The organism is Collinsella aerofaciens (assembly GCF_028207065.1).
GTDB lineage: Bacteria > Actinomycetota > Coriobacteriia > Coriobacteriales > Coriobacteriaceae > Collinsella > Collinsella aerofaciens_AR.
The window spans coordinates 21953-41738 of the sequence record NZ_JAQLFP010000002.1; the positions used below are offsets into that span (position 1 = coordinate 21953).

Consider the following 19786-nt stretch of genomic DNA (forward strand, 5'->3'; position numbering starts at 1 on the left):
AGGGGCCATCCCTTATGCCACATTACAAGGGAGAGGATTCCTGTGGAAACCAAACAATACTCCGACATGGAGTGCGACGTCGTCATTGCCGGTTGCGGCGTGGCGGGCCTGTATGCGGCCCTCAACCTGCCGACGAGCACGCGCGTAATCATGCTCTCCAAGGGCGCCGTCGACGAGTGCGATTCGATGCTCGCGCAGGGCGGTATCTGCGTGCTGCCCGAAGGCTCTGACTACGATGCCTTCTTTGAGGACACCATGCACGCCGGCCATTACGAGAACCGCCGCGAGAGTGTTGACATCATGATTCGCTCGAGCCGCTCGGTCATCAACGACCTGCTGGCGATGGGCGTGGACTTTGAGCGCAAGGCCGACGGCAGCCTCGACTTTACCCGCGAGGGTGCGCACAGCCGCCCCCGCATTGCCTTCCATGCCGACATTACGGGCAAGGAGATCACGACCAAGCTGCTCCAAGCCGTTTGCAAACTGGATAACGTGCAGATTTTGGAGCACGTGGCCATGACCGACATCCTGACGGGCGAGCGTGACGGCGCCACGGTGTGTGCCGGTGTCGTTGCCGTTCCCGTGGACGAGGACAACTCGGTTCGTCCCGCCGACGAGCTGGTAAATGCCGCCGAGGGCGCGCATGCCGGCGAGCCGTTTAAGATCCATGCCCGCCACACGCTGTGGGCGACGGGCGGCATCGGTGGCGTGTACGACCACTCGACCAACTACCCGCAGCTCACGGGCGACGCCTGCTACATCGCTCAGGAGCATGGCATTAAGATGGAGCACCTGGACTACGTGCAGATCCACCCCACGGGTCTGTTCTCGCCGCAGCCGGGCCGCACCTTCCTGATCAGCGAGAGCTGCCGCGGCGAGGGCGCGATTTTGCTCAACGCCGCCGGCGAGCGCTTTACCGACGAGTTGCAGCCGCGCGATGTGGTCGCCGCCGCTATTCGCGAGCAGATGAAGCAGGACGGTACCGAGCACGAGTGGCTGAGCTTTGCCCCCGTCGAGCGCGATGTGGTGACCGGGCACTTTGCCAACATTCGCGCACGCTGCTTGGAGGACGGCCGCGACATCTTGGACGAGCCCATTCCCGTTACGCCCACGCAGCACTACTTTATGGGCGGCGTGTGGGTCGACAAGGACGGCCGCACCTCGATGCCCGAGCTCTACGCCGCGGGCGAGACGGCTTGCAACGGCGTTCACGGCAAGAATCGCCTTGCATCAAACAGCCTGCTCGAGGCGCTGGTCTGGGGTCGTCGCGCCGCGTGGTACATGCGTACCGGCGAGTCGCTGGCCGTGGAGCAGGCGGGCGATCCCGCGCTCGATGGCCGTCATCGCGCCCTGAGCGCCGACACCCTGGCAATCGATGATTTGGCCCGTGCTGCCGGCACGCAGGCCGTGGAGGAGTAGACCATGAATCCCATTACCATGAAGCTCGTCGTCGATGATCTGATTTTGCAGGCTCTGCGCGAGGACATTACCTTTGAGGACGTGAGCACGGCGAGCGTGTGCCCCACGGCGCGTCCCGCCACGGTGGAGCTTATCGCCAAGGCCGATGGCATCATCGCGGGCTTGGATGTGTTCGCCCGCACCTTTGAGCTGCTGGATTCGCAGAGCTCGGTGCTGTTTGATGTTGCCGACGGTGACGAGGTGCACGCCGGCGACCACGTGGGCCAGGTGCGCGGCGATGCGCGCGTGCTGCTTTCGGGCGAGCGCGTGGCGCTCAACTACCTGCAGCGCATGAGCGGTATCGCTACCTATACGCACAGAATGGCAGCGGCGCTCGAGGGTACCAAGACCGTGCTCGTCGACACACGCAAGACCACGCCGGGCATGCGCGTTTTCGAGAAGGCCGCGGTCGAGATCGGCGGCGGCAGCAACCATCGCTACAACCTGTCGACAGCCGTCATGCTCAAGGACAACCACATCGATGCCGCCGGTGGCGTGACGCGCGCGATCGAGATGGCGCGCGCCCACGCGTCGTTTACCACGACGGTCGAGATTGAGTGCGAGAACCTGGACATGGTACGCGAAGCCGTGGAGGCCGGTGCCGATATCATCATGCTCGACAACATGGCCCATGACGACATGGCCGCCGCCATCGAGCTTATCGCCGGTCGCGCCAAGACCGAGTGCTCGGGCAACGTGGACGCCAGCAATATCCGCGCCCTGGCCGATCTGGGTGTCGACTATATTAGCTCGGGCGCCCTGACGCACTCTGCGCCGATCCTCGACCTCTCGCTTAAGCACCTGCGTCTGCTGGACGGTAAATAATGGACGCCCGCGAGCGTCGCCGTGCCATCATGGCCGTGCTCGAGGGGGCCAAAGATCCTGTCTCGGGCAGTGCGCTTGCCCGCGAGGTGGGCGTGAGCCGTCAGGTCGTGGTGCAGGACATCGCCCTGCTGCGCGCTGACGGGCACGATATCGTCGCCACCAATCGCGGCTATGTACTACAGGAGGCCCCCAGCAGCCCCGCCGTGCCCACGCGCTTGGTCAAGGTTCGCCACAGCGTTGAGCAGGCGGGCGATGAGCTCACGAGTATCGTCGACGCCGGCGGCGCCGTGCTCAACGTGATCGTCAATCACCGCGTGTACGGTAAGATCACGGCCGACCTGGACATTCGCAATCGTCGCGATGTTGAGCGCTACCTGCACGATATCGAGAGCGGCAAGAGCTTTCCACTATTAACGGTGACGAGCGGCTATCACTTCCATCGCATTGCGGCAGAGGATGAGCAAACCCTCGACGAGATCGAGGCCATGCTCAAGGAGAAGGGCTACCTTGCCGATTTAATGCCTTACGAGGACGATCTATCGTAGCCGATGCTGCAAACGTCCCTAAGCGGCAATCTGACGTTCAATCGTCGGTCGCGTACCAAAGTACGCTTCCCTCCTCTTTCACGTCACCTTGCTCGCTTAGGGACGTTTTCGCTGACGTGAGCTCAACCTGCGACGGTGCCTAATTGGTTATCCGCACAAAAAGGAGGCCTCCGCGGCGATGCGGAAGCCTCCTTTTTTGTGCACGGTGTACTTTTGAGTGTGCAAGTGGGGGAGTTGTTACTCCTCGACGATCTCGGTGATCGCGCCAGCGGGGCAAGCGTCCTGGCAAGCGCCACAGGCGACGCAGGAGTCCTCGTCAGCGACGGTAGCGACGTCCTGGAGCTCCAGAACGCCAGCGGGGCAGGAGTCGACGCAAACGCCACAAGCGATGCACTCGTCGGCATCAATTACGGGATGAGCCATGGTAGTTTCCTCTCTGTTGACCGACGCTACAGGCGATGCGCGCCGGTTTGATTCGGGCAAAAACATACCACGGGAGCGACCGTTTGCAATACCCTCTGGCCGGCATCTTCATACCGTTCGCCGAGTATGCCAAGGTTTACTAAAAAACGCGCAGGTGGGGCCGTTGAGCTGCGCAAATGTTAGCTATAGGTGACTTGAAATATAGGGCGATTGAGCGTGCTTGCGGAAACCGCATCCCATTATTTGGCCGAAAAACGGGTCGAACTTTCCCCAGGGAAGCCCGGGGCCGCCATGTGCGCTCCCAAGCCCAAACCTCAGCCATCTCTACATAGATCTCAATAGATCTGCCGAGAACTCAAACAGTGCATCTACCTGCGCATTTGAGAACCTAAACTCTCAGAGATAAGAAATCTTATATGAATTGACTTAGATTTTGTATATTCCGGCCCATAAGGGGATACACTACATCCTGAAAGACAAGCCGAAGCGCCGCGCGACAGATCGTCGAGGCGGCGCGAACGCAAAAGAGAGAGGGAATTTCTAATGGGCAAGATTCTTGGTATCGACCTTGGTACTACTAACTCCGCAATGGCCGTCCTCGAGGGCGGTTCTCCGACCATCATCGTGAACGCCGAGGGCGACCGCACCACCCCGTCCGTCGTGGGCTTCCGTGCCGACGGCGACCGCGTCGTGGGTAAGGCCGCTAAGAACCAGGCTGTCACCAACCCCAAGAACACCGTGTTCTCCATCAAGCGCTTCATGGGCCGCAAGTACTCCGAGTGCACCTCCGAGCTCAAGACCGTGCCGTATGAGGTCAAGGAGGGCCAGGGCGGCCGTGCCGTCGTCGACATCGAGGGCAAGGATTACACCGCCGAGCAGGTGAGCGCCATGGTGCTCGCAAAGATGAAGGCCGACGCTGAGAAGTACCTGGGCGAGACCGTCACCGACGCCGTCATCACCGTCCCGGCCTACTTCAACGACGCCCAGCGTCAGGCCACCAAGGACGCCGGTAAGATCGCCGGCCTCAACGTCAAGCGTATCGTCAACGAGCCGACCGCTGCTGCTCTGGCCTATGGCCTGGACAAGCAGGGCTCCGACCAGCGCATCCTGGTCTTCGACCTGGGCGGCGGCACCTTCGACGTCTCCATCCTCGACCTCGCCGACGGCGTGTTTGAGGTTCTGTCCACCTCGGGCGACAACCACCTGGGCGGCGACGACTGGGATCAGCGCGTCATCGACTGGATGGCTGACAAGTTCCAGCAGGAGAACGGTGTCGACCTGCGTCAGGACCCCATGGCCCTGCAGCGCCTGAAGGAGGCCGCCGAGAACGCCAAGAAGGAGCTTTCCGCCGCCCAGCAGTCCACCATCAACCTGCCGTTCATCACCATGAACCAGTCCGGCCCGCTGCACCTCAACTACACGCTGACCCGCGCCGAGTTCGAGAAGATCACCCGTGACCTGCTCGAGCGCTGCAAGCAGCCTGTCACCAACGCCCTGCGCGATGCTAAGCTCAAGCTCTCCGATCTGACCGAGGTCATCCTCGTCGGCGGCTCCACTCGTATGCCCGCCGTCCAGGAGCTCGTCAAGACCATGACCGGCAAGCAGCCCAACATGTCCGTGAACCCCGACGAGGTCGTTGCCGACGGCGCTGCCGTCCAGGGCGGCGTGCTCACCGGCGACGTCGAGGGCATCCTGCTGCTCGACGTTACCCCGCTGTCGCTGGGTGTCGAGACCATGGGCGGCATCATGACCAAGATGATCGACCGCAACACCACGATCCCGACCTCCAAGACCGAGGTTTACTCCACCGCTGCCGACAACCAGACCAGCGTCGAGATCAACGTGCTCCAGGGCGAGCGCGAGCTTGCCCGCGATAACAAGTCGCTCGGTAAGTTCCAGCTGACCGGTATCCCGGCTGCCCGCCGCGGCGTGCCGCAGATCGAGGTCACCTTCGACATCGACGCCAACGGCATCGTCAAGGTCTCCGCTAAGGACAAGGGCACCGGCAAGGAGCAGCAGATCACCATTTCCGGTTCCACCGCTCTGTCCGACGACGAAGTCGATCGTATGGTCAAGGACGCCGAGGCTCATGCCGAGGAGGACAAGAAGCAGAAGGAAGAGGTCGAGGTCCGCAACCAGACCGACAGCCTGTGCTACTCCACCGAGCAGACCCTCAACGAGCTGGGCGACAAGGTTTCCGCCGATGTGAAGTCCAAGGCCGAGGCCGCTATCGCCGACGCCAAGAAGGCGCTCGAGGGCTCTGACGTCGAGGCCATCAAGGCCGCCGGCGAGTCCCTGCAGTCCGTGGCCTACGAGCTGGCCCAGGTTGTCTACGCCGACGCACAGCAGCAGACCGACGGTGCCGCCGGTGCCCAATCTGCCGACGATGACGTTGTCGACGCCGACTACGAGGTTGTGGACGACGAGGACAAGTAATCATGTCCGCCCGTAAAGCTCGCACGGAGGCGGCCGCCGCTGGCGCCGCCCCCGTTGACTCTGAGGAGAAGGACGTGAAGATTCCCGTAGAGGCCGTCGACGATACCGAGGCCAACGAGGCCGAGGCCGCCGAGGCTGCCGAGAACCAGGTAGAGGATTCCAACAAGGAGGCGACGATGACCGAGGACGAGATGGTGGAAGCCGCTATCCGCGCCGGTGAGGAAGCCGCCGACAACGACTTTAAGCTCAAGTTCGAGCAGGCCCAAAAGGAGCTTGCCGACGTACGCAGCGAGCTCGATGCTGCGGCAGAGGCTCAGAAGGCCGCCGAGGACAAGGCAAAGGACGCCACCGAGCGTACCGCCCGTCTGCAGGCCGACTGGGAGAACTTCCGTCGCCGCACCGCCAGCGAGCGTATCGCCGAGCGCGAGCGCGCGACCGAGAAGCTTGTCACCGCGCTGTTGCCGGTGGTTGACGATATCGAGCGTGCAATCGACCATGCCCGTAGCCAGGAGCTTTCCGACGACTTTAAGCAGTTCGTCGATGGCGTTGATGCGGTGCATGCCAAGCTGCTCGATGTGTTTGCGCACGAGGGCGTTGAGCCCATCGACCCCAAGGGCGAGGCGTTCGATCCGCTCGAGCACCAGGCCGTGGGGCGTGTCGAGGACGCATCGCAGTACGACGAGACCGTCAACGACGTGTACCAGAAGGGCTACCGCATGGCGGATCGCATCCTGCGCTCCGCGATGGTGACGGTGACCTACGGTGGCGAGAAACGCCCCGCACCGGAGCCCGAAGCGGCGCCCGAGGATGCTACGGCCGATACGGCCGAGAGCACCGAGGAGTAATTGAGAAGGGCCCCGGGGCAACACCCGGGGCCCTTTCTGGCCTAGTGCCATATGACAGTATGAGCCGCCGCCCGTTGAGCGGTGGATGAAACAGGAGAGGAGCTACGATGGCTGCAGGCAAAACCTTCTATGACATCCTGGGCGTATCCAAGAGCGCCTCCGACAAAGAGATCAAGAGCGCGTTTCGCAAGCTCGCGCAAAAATACCACCCCGATGCCGGCGGCGACGAGGCCAAGTTCAAGGAGATTAGCGAGGCTTACGAGACGCTTTCGGACGAGAAGAAGCGCAAAGAGTACGACCAGATGCTCATGTTCGGCGGCATGCCGGGCGCGGGCGGCGCGTATGGCGGCGGCTACGGTGCCGGCGCCGGTGCGAGCGGCTGGGGCGATATCTTCGACAGCATCTTTAGCGGCAACGGCGCCTGGGGCAGCGATTGGGGCTCGGGCTTTGCCGGGGCTGCGGGTGCTGCCGGTGCCGGCGCGGGCCGCAGCCGTGCTCGCAAGGGCGGCGACCTGTCGCTGACTGTCGACGTGACGGCCGAGGACGCGTTCCGCGGCGTGACGCACAAGGTCACCTACCGCATTCCCTCGACGGGCGAGCAGCAGACCATTACGGTCTCGGTGCCTGCGGGCGCCGTGGATGGCGGCAAGCTGCGCTACAAGCGTCGCGGCGAGTATGGCGTTGCCGGCGGCGAGCGCGGCGACCTGGTCGTGACCACGCACGTGGAGGAGCATCCGCTGTTTAAGCGTAAAGGTGCCGACGTGACCATGGAGGTGCCGATCTCGGTCTACGAGGCGGCGCTCGGCTGCACGGTGGATGTGCCCACACCCGGCGGCGCGACGGTTCGTCTGAAGGTGCCGGCGGGCACCCAGACGGGCAAGAAGTTCCGCTTTAAGGAGATGGGTGCGCCCGACGTTAAGCATCGCGGCCGCACGGGTGCGCTGCTCGTCGAGATCAAGGTGCAGGTCCCCACGAACCTGTCCGACGACGAGCGCGATGCCATGACCAAGCTGCGCGAGGCCGACACGCGCGACTACCGCGAGAAGGTCAACCGTTACAAGGCGACGTACTAGGGCGGTTGCGTGGCCCACGGGCTGGCCGCAGGCTTATGATGGACGATAGCGAGACGGAAAGGGGTCAGGTAGCATGGCCGAGGACAATAGGAACAAACCGCTGTACATGATCAGCGTGGCGGCCGAGTTGACCGGCATGCATCCGCAGACTCTGCGCGTCTACGAGTCTAAGGGCCTGGTGAACCCCCAGCGCTCGGGCGGTAACACGCGCCTGTATTCGCGTGCCGATATCGAGCGTCTGGAGCTCATCAACCAGCTGACTGACGAGGGTATCAACCTTGCCGGCGTGGTGCGTATTCTCGATATGAAGGAGCGTGCCGAGGAGCGCGAGCGCGAGAACGAGAAGCTCCGCGCTCGCGTGCGCCAGCTCGAGGATGAGCTGCACGAGTACAAGATGCAGAAGAAGATCACCGCCCTGGCCCCGCGCGATGGCTCGGTTAACCCCGAGCAAGTCATGCGCAAGCTGCTAGGTACGGGTGGCGACTTATAGTTACGCGGTTTTACCAAACCGCGTAACGGGCCGACGCTGCGCGCCGCCCAGAGCGACAATTTGTCATTCAAAGGGCAAGGCATGACCAGAAGGTCTATGCCTTGCCCTTTTCATGCCAACTTGTTCGCTCTGGACGTCGCTCGCTGTCCGTCCTCTACCTGCGGCGCTGCCTTGCTCCGGATGCGGTAGGGTAGTCATTGGGGACGTTCTTAAATGACTAGTCGAAAGGGACGCTCTTGCACAAAATCTTCCGGCCTTCGACCGGCACGTCCTTTACTTTACCTAGATAAAGTGAACGCGCAGATTCGTAGCCCACTCGCAACTGTTCTATGGCACGATATTGAACGAATGTATGCTATGCGCCCAAATTGTTTGGGCAGAGTGGGAGACAGTATGGTCAAGCTGTACGAGGACGGCATCTACCTGCGCGGCGGCAGCGAGGTGGTGCCTGCGGCCGAGGCTGCCGAGCACGGTATTACGCAGACGCCCGAGGATGCCAAGCGCGGCACCATCGCGTATTCGATCCTCCAGGCACACAATACGTCCGGCGATCCCGAGGCGCTCAAGATTCGCTTCGATGCCATGGCGAGCCACGACATCACCTTCGTCGGCATCATCCAGACGGCGCGTGCCTCGGGCATGGAGCAGTTCCCGCTGCCCTACGTGCTCACCAACTGCCATAACTCGCTGTGCGCCGTGGGCGGCACCATCAACGAGGACGACCACGTCTTTGGCCTTTCCGCTGCCAAGAAGTACGGCGGCATCTTCGTTCCGCCGCACATCGCCGTCATCCACTCCTTTATGCGCGAGAACTTCGCCGGTTGCGGCAAGATGATCCTGGGTTCCGACTCGCACACCCGCTACGGCGCCCTGGGCACCATGGCCGTGGGCGAGGGCGGCGGCGAGCTGGCAAAACAGCTGCTGCGCGACACCTACGACGTCGCCTATCCCGGCGTTGTCGCCATCTACCTCACGGGCGCCCCGCGCCCCGGCGTCGGCCCGCACGACGTGGCGCTCGCCATCATCCGTGCCGTCTTTGCCAAGGGCTACGTCAAGAATAAGGTCATGGAGTTCGTGGGCCCCGGCATCGCGAGCATGACGACCGACTACCGTAACGGCGTCGACGTCATGACCACCGAGACCACCTGTCTTTCCTCCATCTGGGCCACCGACGAGGACACGCACGCGTTTTTGACCATGCACGGCCGCGGCGACGACTACCGCGAGCTCAAGCCCGCCGATGTTGCCTACTACGACGGCTGCGTCGAGGTCGACCTGTCGAGCATCAAGCCCATGATCGCGCTGCCGTTCCATCCTTCCAACGGCTTTGAGATCGACGAGCTCAACGAGAACCTCGAGGACATCCTGCACGAGGTAGAACTCGAGGCCGCCAAGATCGGCGAGGGCAAGACGCACTTTAGCCTGCTCGATAAGATCGTCGACGGCAAGCTGCACGTGCAGCAGGGCGTTATCGCCGGCTGCTCGGGCGGCAACTACGACTCCGTGGTCCAGGCCGCCCGCGTGCTCAAGGGCGCCAATACCGGCTGCGGCGAGTTCTCGCTGTCGGTCTATCCCACAAGCCAGCCTGTGGCGCTCGAGCTTACACGCCGCGGCTACATCTACGACCTTATGGAGGCCGGCGCGATTGTACGCACGGCATTCTGCGGCCCGTGCTTCGGCGCCGGCGACACGCCCGCCAACAACGGCCTGTCCATCCGCCACACTACGCGCAACTTCCCCAACCGCGAGGGATCCAAGCCGGGTAATGGCCAGCTGAGCGCCGTGGCCCTGATGGACGCCCGCTCCATTGCGGCGACGGCTGCCAACGGCGGCATCCTGACGCCGGCGACCGACCTGCCCGAGGAGACTTGGGACGAGGCCTGCGAGTACACCTTTGACGACGCGCCGTACAAAAAGCGCGTGTACTGGGGCTTTGGCAAGGCGGAGCCTGCCGACGAGCTGGTCGAAGGCCCCAACATCAAGCCGTGGCCCGCGATGGAGCCCCTCGGCGACGACATCCTGCTCAAGGTGTGCTCCAAGATCATGGACCCGGTCACCACGACCGACGAGCTCATTCCCTCGGGCGAGACGAGCTCCTTCCGCTCCAACCCGCTGGGCCTGGCCGAGTTTACGCTCAGCCGCCGCGACCCGGCGTACGTGGGTCGCAGCAAAGAGGTCGACGCTGTGGAGAAGCGTCGCGTGGCGGGCGAGTCCGCGGGCGACCTGTCGGTGCTCGATGCCGAGCTTGCCGGTGTGTTTGAGGCACTGGCCGGCGCGGGTGTCGCGGCCGATGCCAAGGCGACCGAGTACGGCTCCATGCTCTACGCCAAGAAGCCGGGCGACGGTTCTGCTCGCGAGCAGGCCGCGAGCTGCCAGCGCGTGATCGGCGGTCTGGCCAACATTGTCCACGAGTACGCCACCAAGCGCTATCGCTCCAACGTGATGAACTGGGGCATGGTGCCCTTCCAGATGGAGACCGAGCCCAACTTTGAGGTGGGCGACTACGTCTTTGTGCCGGGTATCCGCGCTGCGCTCGATGGCGACCTAAAGGACATCGCCGCCTACGTAGTGCGCGCCGACGGCACGGTTGAGCAGATTGAGCTCTACATTGCCGATATGACGGCCGAGGAGCGTGCCATCGTCAAGGCCGGCTGCCTGATCAACTACAACAAGTTCAAGGCCGCTGCCGAGTAACTCTGCTGTACGCCCCGGACACACCTTTCCCTCGTGCTCACGCGCTTCGCGAGGGTCGCCCGAGGGAAAGGTGTGGCCGGGGCTACCGCGACGTTCTCGTTGGGTCTTGAGGGACGCTAATAAATGGACCTGCTTGATGCCGCCCCTTTTTATTGGGGCGGCTTCTTTTTGTCGAAAACCACCACATTGGGGTCAGGCACCTTTGTGGTGGTGGGGACTAGCTCGATGTTGTTGTGATCGTTGAGCGGCATGTTAATGGGCGGCTCTACAGGATTTCATCTGGGTTGACGGGTTTGGTTGTTTTGGGGAGGCCGAGTTTGGATGACGCGAAATCGTCAACATTGTCCTTAATTCCGTCTTTGGTGCAGACAGTGACCATATAGGTGCTGTGTCCGAATTCGCCCTTGTCGCGTGTTGCCCAGGCATCCCAGTAGGCGGCCCCGTTTCGCCCTTTGATTTTTCCGACACGGCGGAGTTCTGTTCGCTTTAATTTCTGGTTGCTATAGATGGTTCGACCGGCCTCCTCGGTGAGCCCGCACTGTCCAAGCATCTTGTCGAGGACTTGGTTCATGTGGCGCTCATCGGTGTTTGGTGCGTAGTCGTAGGCGAGGGTGATGGAGTCGAGTGGCTGGTCGTCGATTAGATAGTTTAGCGCCTGAGGTCCAAGGCAGAAATAGGGGGAGCATCCGTCGATCTGACCGAGCAGCGGTAACTTTGACCGCCAAATTCCGGTGGGAATTCCATCTTCGTAAAACACGCCGCGACAGATAAAGGAGAGCGAGGTGGCACGCGAGCCGGCGTCGACCATTCCGCATAAATCGAAGGGCGAGGTGATACCAAGGGAAAAGGGCGTGATGACGATAAGGAAGAGCATCACGATGGGTATGGCGAGAATGGCGATGACGTTGCGAGCGGTGGGAGAAGACGACTTCATATGTGCTCCTCGAGACAAAGAGCTGTTGAGGATAGGCAGAAATGGATATGTTCAGAGAACAATTCAAGTTTAATCTCATGGCGCGAGATGGTCGACCGTTAGCGTCGAAAACCACCACAAAGGTGCCTGTCCCCTTTGTGGTGGTGAGGAGTGTGCGGCTTCTTTTGGTAATAGTGCTGGCTGGCGATATCATTAGTGCAGGTAGCGAAGGCTTGCATTGTGAGGTGCTTTGCTGTGAGAAGTCCTGCCCGTATTGGATTGATTGTTTTGGCGCTTGCGATTACCGTGGTTGGCATGGGCACTGTCGGCATGGCGTTTCTACCTGCTGCGGTGACGGAGCCGGTGGTCAAGCCTGTGACTCAATCTGTCGAACTTCTGACCGGCGACGACAAGTCCGAGACCATTACCGTTGATTTTGATGAGCAGCCGGCTGTGCTGGGCATTAGCAATTATCCGCGTATTCAGCTTGGGGCCATGCGCTATACCACGGATACAAACCTGATCGATAGGGCGTCCGAGCTACTCAAGGGCAAAACATTTAAGCGTTGGTACGGATATGCGTCCTATCGGGCAAAAGCGAACGACATGGTTGGCGGATGCCACTCTTCCATCGAGCTGGACACTGCAAACGGCGCAAAGTTATGTGATGTCTCGTACGATCCGGGCTACGAGGGTAATGAGGGTCCGGGCATCTACATCATGGACGGCGATGTCGCCTATGTCATGGAGGGCGACCAGACCGAGCTCAACGATTTTATGGGTCAGTGTATCCAAGATGCCTATAAACAGACCTGCTTGCCTGACCCGCAGACTGCACGCGATAGTGGGTCTGCCCGTACATGGCTGTTCGAGGATGAGATGCCCTGGACCGTCGAATCGGGAAGTACGGGTTCGGCGAAGGAGTAGAGACCGCGACCACCACAAAGGTACCTGTCCTCTTTGTGGTGGTTTTCGGTCTGTCTCGATCTGTAACATCTTGGCCGCTAAAAGTGGGCCTGGTGTTACAGATTTAGATTTTTGATCCGGGTGTTTTCTGTTCGTCTCGATTTGTAACAGATAGAGCTCTATTTGCTGACTAGATGTTACAGATTTAGATAAACGGGTGCCGCTGGTCATTTCATCTCGATCTGTAACATCTAGAGCCATAAACAGTCGCTAGATGTTACAGATTGAGATAGTAAGGGGACGAGGCCGCAGCTGGTAAGCGTGCCTGCCCCTATCTCTTAATCACTCAGAAAATCTTATATATAGAGACTTAGATTTGTGTATAAGATCGCGCAAAGCTGGCAACAATACTTCTCGAACAACGTGAAGCCGCCCCGTAGGGCGGCCACCCCAAGAGAGGTGATTCCATGAGAATCGATAAGCTAGCAATGACGTCGCGCGAGGCGTTACAGACCGCCATGAGCACGGCTGCCGATGCGCAGGCCGGCGCGGTGGAGCCGATTCACCTGTTGTCTGCCCTGCTCGGTGCCGGCGAGCGCAATATCTCTGTGATCATCGAGCGCATCGGTGCCGACCCGGCCCAGCTCGCACGCTCCACACAAGATGCCATCGACCGCGCGCCCAAGGTTTCGGGCGAAGGCCAGCAGATGGGCCTGTCCAACGAGCTCGTCCGCGTTATCGAAAAGGCCGAGAAGAAGGCCACCAAGATGGGCGACAGCTTTGTGGTGACCGAGCATCTGCTGATGGCACTTGCCGAGGACAAGGGCGAGGCCGGCCGCGTTCTGCGCGACGCCGGCGTGACCAAGGAGCGCATCGAGCAAGTCTACGAGGAGCTGCGCGGCGATGACCGCGTGACGTCTGCCGAGGACAAGACGCAGTTTGAGGCGCTGGAGCAGTACGGTCGCAACATCTGCGACCTCGCCCGCGCCGGCAAGCTCGATCCGGTCATCGGCCGAACCGACGAGATCCGCCGTACCATTCAGGTCCTGTCCCGTCGCACCAAGAACAACCCCGTGCTCATCGGTGAGTCGGGCGTCGGCAAGACGGCCATCGTCGAGGGCATCGCCCAGCGTATCGTGGCCGGCGACGTGCCGAGTACGCTGCGCGACCGCGACCTCATCGAGCTCGACATGAGCGCGCTGGTCGCCGGCGCCAAGTACCGTGGCGAGTTCGAGGACCGCTTAAAGGCCGTGCTCAAAGAAGTGCAAAAGTCCGAGGGCAAGGTCATCCTGTTCATCGATGAGCTCCATACCATCGTGGGCGCGGGTGCCACCGAGGGCTCCATGGACGCCGGTAACATCCTCAAGCCTGCGCTTGCCCGTGGCGACCTGCACGCGATCGGCGCGACCACGCTCGACGAATACCGCAAGTACATTGAGAAGGACGCGGCGCTCGCCCGTCGTTTCCAGACCGTGATGGTTTCCGAGCCTACCGTCGAGGACACCATCTCGATCCTGCGTGGCCTCAAGGAGAAGTACGAGATCTTCCACGGCGTGCATATCACCGATAGCGCGCTCGTGGCCGCCGCCGACCTCTCCGATCGCTACATCGCCGACCGCTTCCTGCCCGACAAGGCCATCGACCTGGTCGATGAGGCGGCAAGCCGCCTGCGCATGGAGCTCGACAGCATGCCGGTCGAGATTGACGCCACCACACGCCAGCTCACCCAGCTGCAGATCGAGGAGCAGGCGCTCATGAAAGAGACCGACGACGCCTCCAAGGAGCGTCTGGAGGCCCTGCGCCAGGAGATTGCCGAGGTCCAGGAAAAGCTCAACGTGCAAAAGGCCGGCTGGCTCAACCAGAAGAACGCCATCGACCACGTGCAGGAGCTTAAGGGACAGCTTGACGAGGCCAAGAGCGAAGAGGAGCGCGCGACGCGCAACGGCGACCTGGGCCGTGCGTCTGAGCTACGCTACTCCGTGATTCCGGGTCTGCAGCAGCAGATTCAGGATTCCGAGGCCGCGCTCGAGGCACAAAAGCAGCAGGATGGCGAGGGCCTCAACGAGCAGGTGACCTCCGATGAGATCGCCGAGGTCGTGAGCGCCTGGACCGGCGTGCCCGTGTCCAAGATGATGCAGGGCGAGCTTGACAAGCTCAAGGGCCTGGAGGGCGAGCTGCATAAGCGCGTCATCGGTCAGGACGAGGCCGTCTCCGCTGTGGCCGCGGCCGTGCGTCGCAGCCGTGCGGGCCTCTCCGACCCGGACAAGCCCATCGGCAGTTTCTTCTTCCTGGGTCCCACCGGCGTGGGCAAGACCGAGCTCGCCAAGGCGCTTGCCGAGTGCCTGTTCGATGACGAGCGTGCGCTCGTGCGTATCGACATGTCCGAGTACATGGAGAAGTTCAGCGTCCAGCGTCTGATCGGTGCGCCCCCGGGATACGTGGGTTACGACGAGGGCGGTCAGCTCACCGAGGCCGTGCGCCGTCGTCCGTACTCCGTGATCTTGCTCGACGAGATGGAGAAGGCCCATCCGGATGTCTTTAACGTGCTGTTGCAGGTGCTTGACGACGGCCGTCTGACCGATGGCCAGGGTCGCCAGGTGTCCTTCAAGAACACGATTATCATCATGACGTCTAACGTGGGCTCCAAGGCCATCGCCGATCTGTCCGGCAAGGACGAGGAGGAGATGCGCCATCAGGTTGACGCCGCCATGGCTCAGACCTTCCGCCCCGAGTTCCTCAACCGTATCGACGATATCGTGGTGTTCCATCCGCTCGGCATGGCGCAGATCGAAAAGATCGTTGATATTCAGCTCGCCGACGTCCGCGCACGTCTGGCCAAGGAGCGCATGACGCTTGCCATCACCCCGGCGGCCAAGCAGATGCTCGCCGTGGGTGGCTTGGACCCCGTGTTCGGTGCCCGTCCGCTCAAGCGCCTGGTCCAGCGCGAGGTCGTGGACGCCATCGCCGCCGCCATCATCGACGGCACGGTGCGCGAGGGCGATCAGGTGACGGTCGATGCCGACAAGGACGGCGGCTTTACCGTCGTGTGCGACAACACGCCGGCGGCCACCTACGAGGTCCCTGACGCCGAGTAGATTTATGGGACATGCCTTAAAATCTACCAGCCGTCTCTAAACGCCAAGGGCGGCGGATCCAATTGGGTCCGCCGCCCTTTTTTCGTGCGACAATCGATGATGCTGAACGGATGCGATGCAAGGAGCTATGCAGATGAAAGACGAGATCAAGACAAGCGCGCCGGCGACCGATGCCGCGTCCGCCGCACCCAAGCCTGCGCCTAAGCCGGCACCCAAGCCGCGCGACCCCTACATCCGTGCCGAGAACGAGGACGACGACGGCTACGATCCCTACAGCGATCGCCGCCCCGAGCGCGAGCCGATGTTCGAAGCCGACCCCTGGCGTTAAGTAGCTAATTTGGGTGTCGCGGGCTGCTAGTCTTGGACCTTGATGCTCGGTAACAGTAAAACTTGATTTTCTATTAATCAAGTTGCACGTAATCTTGCTCTCTAGCTAATCAAGATTTGAGACGGGGCTTTTTTAACTGCCCCTGAAGCTGGTTCGACCTCGCTGTCGGGTAGAACAGAGAGTAGCTAAAAAGCCCCGTCCCAAAAAGACTACTCTGGGTGTCGCGGGCGGCTAGTCCTGGGCCTTGATGCTCGGCAGGAGAATCTGGGCGAGGTAGTCGGTCTCGAGCTTGGTGGCGGCGTCGGCTTTGCCGTCTTTGCCGACCAGCACGTTCTTGATCTGACTATAGGTGTAGCGGTTGCCGGTCGTAAGCTCGACAAGCTCAATGGCCGTGTCCATGGGGTAGGTTGACACGGGGTCTTGCGTGCGTCCGTTGATGGTCTGGGGCACCACATACGGATAAACGGGGCCGCTGGCGTAGACGGTATAACCGTTGCCTAGATTGGCCGCACCCAAAACCGTATCGCCCTCATCGGGCGTAAAGCTCTCGCCCTCGCGCGCCGCGACGAGCGTCACAATCGGCGTATCGCTGTCGCCGGCAAGATAGATGCATAGCGTGCTGCCATTTTGCCAGGTTGCGACCTTGCCATACCACTCAACCGGAATATCGAGCTGATACAGGTTCGTCGCCTTGTGTCGAGCGTCGGCATCGCGGGCGGACTGAGCCTCGCTTGCGCTTACGGCGTTGGCGGCGGCATCGCGGCGCGTAATTGCCGCCTGCTGGAGTATCTTTGCCGCGGCGGCAGAGCTCGCGCCTCCCTCCTCGGCATATTTGGCGGCGGCATCGATCTGGTCGTCGGTTACCGTGTCGGCCGAAGGCACCTTGAGCTTAAAGGTGGCCTGGGCACTCAAATCCTGCCCATCGCTTTTAATGGTGACCTGGGCCTTGGTGGTCGGGACGGTGTAGACGGTGCCGTCGGACGCGATGGGTGAGGCGGCAATGGAGAGCGTGTAGTCACCGGGTAGCAGTTTGATGCCACGGCCGTGCTCGTCAACATAGAGTGTTTCGCTCACGGAGGATCCGTCAGAATCCTGGCCACTCACTTGTACGGGAATCTTGGAGCCGGCGGAACAGTCGAGTCCCGCGGCATGCACGCCAATCTGCACTGACATCATCGTGTGGGCATTGGCGGCGACAGTGGCAGCCTGCTCTTGCTGATATCCGTTCCAGGCGGCATAGCCTGCGCCGCCGGCGACGAGCGCGACGGCCACGACACCGGCGACCATCAGATTGCGGCGCTTGGGCGACATCTTACGATGACGAACCTCGGCTTCGCGTGCCGAAGGAACGGACGGTAGGGGAATATCGCCCATGGCGATGGTCTCGTCCATGGTAGGCGCAGAGCCTAAGCCAGGAAGCTCGCGGGTCAGCGAATCCTCGGCAGGCAAGCTGTCGAGCAAGACGGTTTCCTCGCCCGTGTCGGATTCGGGCTGGTTGCCGGCCTCGCTTTCGGTGTCTTCGTGATCTGCCTCATCTTCGGCAGGCTCAACATCGTCTGCATCCTGATCATCGGACTGCGCCTCGGCTTCCGGCTCATCCTGCACGTCAACGCCCGAATCGTCAAACGCAATCTCGGCCAGCGCGATCTGGTCTAGGCTCTCCAGGGCCTCGGCACACGCTTCTGCATCTTGGGCCGCATCTTCTTGGCCCCTCGTCTCATCTTTCATATATCCCCCAAGCTCAATATCGGGACAACAATGTACCCAAAATTGGGGCCAGATAGAGCTGGCGTGCGGTCGGAAATATGATTTTATCTGCGCGATACATTGTGAATATGTGCGTGAATGCACGCGCGGCAGCAAAAAGCCCCCGGAAAGCGGACGAATCGCTTTCCGGGGGCATGCAATACGTTGCATTGCGCGGAGTCGGCCAGGCGACTTCACATTCAAGCGGCGTTTGCGTCAAGCGCGTTACTCGGCGTGAGCGTAATCAACCTTGGCGCGGCGGGCGGTGGCCTTCTCCCAATCGCTGGTGCCCTCAAAGACATCCTGCTTATAGGGATTGCGGCCGAGCTTCTTGGCACGGTAGGCGACGTAGATGATCGCGGCGATGTTGGCGATCAGCGCGGCGACCGAGACCGCGGTGGCGGCGGCGGGGTCGAGCGTGGAGTGCGTCACAAAGATGGACTCCTCCTGGAAGTACGGGAACACCTGGGCAAACATGCACCAAATGGCCAGAGTAAAGGCACGGTTCTGGATCCAGCCGCCCTTGTTCCAGATAAAGGCGGCGACGGTGGGCGCCAGCAGCAGTGCAAAGCCGCAGAACCAGGAGTGGGTGGGCAGGCAGTTGTAGGTGTAGCAGAAGTTCCAGATGTCGTAGGCGATGATGTAGACCCAGGTCATGTCGGGCCACAGCATGTCGGTCTTGTCCTCGGAGGCGTAGACACTCCACCAACCGGTCATGCAGAAGATGTTGATGATACCGGCGATGCCGTTGAACACGTTGTTCCAGCCGGCAAGCTGCGTGGCGCCCTCGGAGGTGACCCAGGTGGACTCGCCCAGGACAAAGAAGTGATAGGCGCTCTCAAAGTCGGACACGACGGCGATCATGATGTTGATGGCGACGATCACAAACGGCCACGCGCGGAACCAATGCGCCTTGCCGATCTTGCCCCACTGGTACTTAATGGCAATGAAGCCCCAGCAACCGGCCAGCGCCGCGTATACCTTGGCGTAGTGGAACCAGCTGTTCTGGTACACATGGGTGGGGTTGGTGAGCGCCCATTCGGCGCCCTGCGAAACGCCGATGGCGATGGCGACGCAGTAGATGGTCATGGCCAGCGGAGCCACGCCAAAGATGATGGCCGCGCCGAGTTTGGTGCGGCGGCCGACCTCGTTGAGCACGATCAGGCCGATAAAGACCATGGCCCAGCCGACCCAGTGGATAAGGGTATTGCTACCCCAGACATCGAACAGCATGCTGCTCTCCTTTCACAAGCCCGCGGCCCCTCTTCCGAGCGCGGGCAGTTTGGCCAAATGTCGTCAGTTCTGGGGCTTGCGCTCCGGATACTTGGCGGTATAGCCCTCGATATGGAGCGTCGAGGCGATGATTTCCTTGACCGTCTCGTCGGGTACATCGGGGTGCGTGCGGATATACATCAACAACCCCATGATGAGGGTGTAGAACGTCTCGTAGACATGGTCGATGCGCAGCTCATGATGGGCGACAAAATCCACCACGGTGGTGTCGCAGATATATTGCGCCACGCGCTGGACCACGTTGTGCAGAAAGCCGCCGTAGAGCGCGCCGCTGCTCGAGGTGAGCGTACTCGGCAGCTCGTGGCCGCTGGCGACCAGGCGCTTGAAGAGTGGGGCGACGGTGTCGAGCGCGCCCTCGATATCACCGACGATGCGGCTGGCATTCCACTGCTCGAGCTCGGAGATAAAACCGTCGATTGCCTCGTCCATGACGGCGGTGACGGCGGCGTCCATATCGGCAAAGTAGTGGTAGAACAGCGAGCGCGTGCAGCCGGCTCGCTTGGTCACGGCCGAGACGGATAGATGGGACACGCCCAGCTCGGAGCTCACGGCGCGCACGGCGGCGAGAATCTCGCGGCGGCGCTCGTCACCTGTCAGGCGCTTTGCCGCGCTATCGGACGCGGGGATGGCATCGACCACAGAGGTATCTGCTGTGTTGCTGCCCATGTTTTGCCGCCTTTCATCCTCTTTTGCCTGACCGTTCGCCTAACAGTCTT

The 19786-nt window shown here is 61.5% G+C and carries 16 protein-coding genes; 11 read left to right on the forward strand and 5 right to left on the reverse strand.

Annotated features, from left to right (window positions below; all coding sequences use genetic code 11):
* Positions 1–42: 42 nt before the first annotated feature.
* The 3 genes from PMX72_RS01200 to PMX72_RS01210 are packed head-to-tail and all read left to right on the forward strand — an operon-like array spanning position 43 to position 2828.
* Positions 43–1419 carry an L-aspartate oxidase gene (locus PMX72_RS01200; protein WP_271728863.1) on the forward strand — a complete coding sequence of 459 codons (1377 nt, stop codon included), beginning with the start codon at positions 43–45 and terminating at the stop codon, positions 1417–1419.
* 3 nt (positions 1420–1422) lie between these two features.
* Positions 1423–2283, forward strand: coding sequence for a carboxylating nicotinate-nucleotide diphosphorylase (gene nadC / locus PMX72_RS01205; protein WP_161156911.1), 861 nt, complete (start codon positions 1423–1425; stop codon positions 2281–2283).
* Complete coding sequence (locus PMX72_RS01210) at positions 2283–2828, forward strand: transcription repressor NadR (protein WP_117806538.1); 546 nt, start codon at positions 2283–2285, stop codon at positions 2826–2828. The genes nadC and PMX72_RS01210 overlap by 1 nt, the downstream gene beginning before the upstream one ends.
* Positions 2829–3065: 237 nt before the next feature.
* Here PMX72_RS01210 and PMX72_RS01215 read toward each other — a convergent pair whose 3' ends face one another.
* Complete coding sequence (locus PMX72_RS01215; protein WP_158564522.1) at positions 3066–3317, reverse strand: indolepyruvate ferredoxin oxidoreductase subunit alpha; 252 nt, start codon at positions 3315–3317, stop codon at positions 3066–3068.
* A 477-nt stretch (positions 3318–3794) separates the two neighbouring features.
* Here PMX72_RS01215 and dnaK point away from each other — a divergent pair, with 477 nt between their 5' ends.
* From dnaK to PMX72_RS01240, 5 genes are all read left to right on the forward strand, one after another.
* Positions 3795–5687, forward strand: a complete 1893-nt coding sequence (gene dnaK, locus PMX72_RS01220; RefSeq protein WP_118934760.1) for a molecular chaperone DnaK — start codon at positions 3795–3797, stop codon at positions 5685–5687.
* A gap of 2 nt (positions 5688–5689) precedes the next feature.
* On the forward strand, positions 5690–6532 hold the full coding sequence (locus tag PMX72_RS01225; RefSeq protein WP_117564549.1) for a nucleotide exchange factor GrpE: 843 nt from the start codon (positions 5690–5692) through the stop codon (positions 6530–6532).
* A 107-nt stretch (positions 6533–6639) separates the two neighbouring features.
* Complete coding sequence (locus tag PMX72_RS01230; protein WP_035136622.1) at positions 6640–7605, forward strand: DnaJ C-terminal domain-containing protein; 966 nt, start codon at positions 6640–6642, stop codon at positions 7603–7605.
* A 73-nt stretch (positions 7606–7678) separates the two neighbouring features.
* Positions 7679–8095, forward strand: coding sequence for a heat shock protein transcriptional repressor HspR (locus PMX72_RS01235; protein ID WP_055250809.1), 417 nt, complete (start codon positions 7679–7681; stop codon positions 8093–8095).
* A 393-nt stretch (positions 8096–8488) separates the two neighbouring features.
* Positions 8489–10789, forward strand: a complete 2301-nt coding sequence (locus PMX72_RS01240; RefSeq protein ID WP_271728864.1) for a hydratase — start codon at positions 8489–8491, stop codon at positions 10787–10789.
* 265 nt (positions 10790–11054) lie between these two features.
* On the opposite strand, the gene PMX72_RS01245 is transcribed toward PMX72_RS01240, so the two are convergent.
* Positions 11055–11723 carry a hypothetical protein gene (locus PMX72_RS01245; RefSeq protein ID WP_271728865.1) on the reverse strand — a complete coding sequence of 223 codons (669 nt, stop codon included), beginning with the start codon at positions 11721–11723 and terminating at the stop codon, positions 11055–11057.
* A gap of 234 nt (positions 11724–11957) precedes the next feature.
* On the opposite strand from PMX72_RS01245, the gene PMX72_RS01250 reads away from it, so the two are divergent.
* The 3 genes from PMX72_RS01250 to PMX72_RS01260 all read left to right on the forward strand — a co-directional run bounded on the left by PMX72_RS01250 (position 11958) and on the right by PMX72_RS01260 (position 16031).
* A complete protein-coding gene (locus PMX72_RS01250; RefSeq protein WP_271746117.1) occupies positions 11958–12629 on the forward strand; it encodes a hypothetical protein in 672 nt (223 codons plus the stop codon).
* A gap of 446 nt (positions 12630–13075) precedes the next feature.
* Complete coding sequence (gene clpB, locus PMX72_RS01255) at positions 13076–15703, forward strand: ATP-dependent chaperone ClpB (RefSeq protein WP_271728868.1); 2628 nt, start codon at positions 13076–13078, stop codon at positions 15701–15703.
* Positions 15704–15836: 133 nt separating this feature from the next.
* On the forward strand, positions 15837–16031 hold the full coding sequence (locus PMX72_RS01260) for a hypothetical protein (protein ID WP_233546507.1): 195 nt from the start codon (positions 15837–15839) through the stop codon (positions 16029–16031).
* Between the two features lie 231 nt (positions 16032–16262).
* On the opposite strand, the gene PMX72_RS01265 is transcribed toward PMX72_RS01260, so the two are convergent.
* The 3 genes from PMX72_RS01265 to PMX72_RS01275 form a co-directional block, all read right to left on the reverse strand.
* Positions 16263–17759, reverse strand: a complete 1497-nt coding sequence (locus PMX72_RS01265) for a hypothetical protein (protein WP_271728870.1) — start codon at positions 17757–17759, stop codon at positions 16263–16265.
* 243 nt (positions 17760–18002) lie between these two features.
* Positions 18003–19010 (reverse strand): DUF5692 family protein, encoded by a 1008-nt coding sequence (locus tag PMX72_RS01270; RefSeq protein WP_271728871.1) that lies wholly within the window; start codon positions 19008–19010, stop codon positions 18003–18005.
* A 63-nt stretch (positions 19011–19073) separates the two neighbouring features.
* The gene (locus tag PMX72_RS01275; protein ID WP_271728872.1) at positions 19074–19736 is read right to left on the reverse strand and encodes a TetR/AcrR family transcriptional regulator; all 663 of its coding nucleotides are present in this window, start codon (positions 19734–19736) and stop codon (positions 19074–19076) included.
* Positions 19737–19786: the final 50 nt, after the last annotated feature.